This window comes from Kitasatospora xanthocidica (assembly GCF_014656195.1).
In the GTDB taxonomy this organism is placed as follows: Bacteria; Actinomycetota; Actinomycetes; order Streptomycetales; family Streptomycetaceae; genus Kitasatospora; species Kitasatospora xanthocidica.
Genome location: NZ_BNBY01000067.1, coordinates 1 through 1,450, shown reverse-complemented (window position 1 = coordinate 1,450; position 1,450 = coordinate 1). Strand labels below are relative to the sequence as shown.

The 1,450-nt window shown below is 69.7% G+C and carries 1 protein-coding gene; it reads right to left on the bottom strand.

Going from position 1 to position 1,450, the window contains the following annotated elements; translation table 11 throughout:
* Nucleotides 1-1,388: NF041680 family putative transposase (locus IE332_RS40440; protein ID WP_189926888.1), on the bottom strand; the 1,388-nt coding region annotated here is incomplete at its 3' end.
* Nucleotides 1,389-1,450: the final 62 nt, after the last annotated feature.

Genomic DNA, 1,450 nt, shown 5'->3' with positions numbered 1-1,450 from the left:
TTGCCGACGTCGTGGCGGGGTGCCGGGTTGCGGTTCTTCGAACCCGGTGGCCGTCCGGGGCCGGGTCGGGAGGGTTTCGGCACGCGGGCCGGAGTGGGGACCTTCACGCGGATGTTGCGGAACCCTCTGCGGACCCGGGCCGGTGTCAACTTTGCTTCTGACAACGGGCGTTCCCAAGGGCGGCGCAGATCGGCAGCGAGTGGGCGGGCCAGGCGGAGCTGGGTGTGGGCGACGATGACCAGCCAGGTCCAAAGGTCGGCGGTGTCCGGTGCGCGGAAGTGCGGCGCCGTCCAGCCGAGGGTGCCCTTGAGTAGGCGGAAGGTGTGCTCAAGGTCGAATCTGCGCAGAAAGGTACGCCAGATCCGGTCCAGATGGACGGTATCGACGCCGGTGGCAGAGGACCATAGCCACAGCGGCTTCGCTTCGCGTTCGCCGGGCAGGTGATCGACCTTGAGGCGGACCAACGTGCCGTGGGTGATGGGGATTTCGCCTTCGTGGTCGAGCCAGGGCCCGCGCTTTTGCAGGCGCTGGTGCATCCGGTCCCACGCCTTCGCCTCAGCCTTGCCGTAGCGGGTGGTTTCGGTGCAGGTGATGGCGTCGGGCTCGTGCCAGGACTCGGGCTTGGCGAAGGTGAAGGCCCTGCCGTGCTTGCGTGGGCGTCCGCCCTTGGGTGTGGAGCGGGGCTCGCCTGCATCCCGGAGCATGACCCGGTCCGAACGCAGTCGGCCTATGAGCTCGACGGGCAGGTCGGACAGGAGATGGGCCAGGCGGGTGACGTCGTAGCCGGCGTCCATGACGAGCAGGATGTCCGGGTCGCCAGACCGCCAGTGCCCGGCGTCGATCAGGCGGCCGGTGACCTCGCGAAGTTGGTCGGCGGTCACCGCGGTGGCGTCGTCGGCCGGTCCCAGCCGGACCGCGTCCAGCAGCGCGGTCCAGGAGGTGCGGCCGGTCTCCAGGGCGGCGACGAAGGAGTAGGGCCAGCCGGGGATCAGCTGGTCCGCGCTCCGGCCGCGCCCGTAGACATGGCAGAACAGGCGGTCATCGCTGGTGGGAGCGTCGGGACGGAGCCACTGCGAGACATCGACGGCCAGAGCGATGCGCCCGTCAGCGAGGCGAGGGATCGGCAGGGCGGCCAGCGCGCGGCGCAGTCGGGCGGGCTCGAGCCAGCCCCGATCCAGCGCGGCGTACATCGCACCGTGCCCACGCCGGTGCTCGGCCGCCAGTGACAAGTCCACCAGCGTCCTGACCGGCCCGTCCGTGCACAGCAGTGCGTCGGTGAGCTCGAAGAGCACGTCCGCGCGCGTGTACAGGCACTCGTAGAAGTCCATCCGAAAGCGGGACAGCACACCCCACTGCTCGACGGCGGGCAACTGCACAGGGAGACTCATCACCAGCGGCCGTTCCTTCAGCTTCGTTACTCGACATCTCGAAGCGTGAGGGGCGGCCGCCT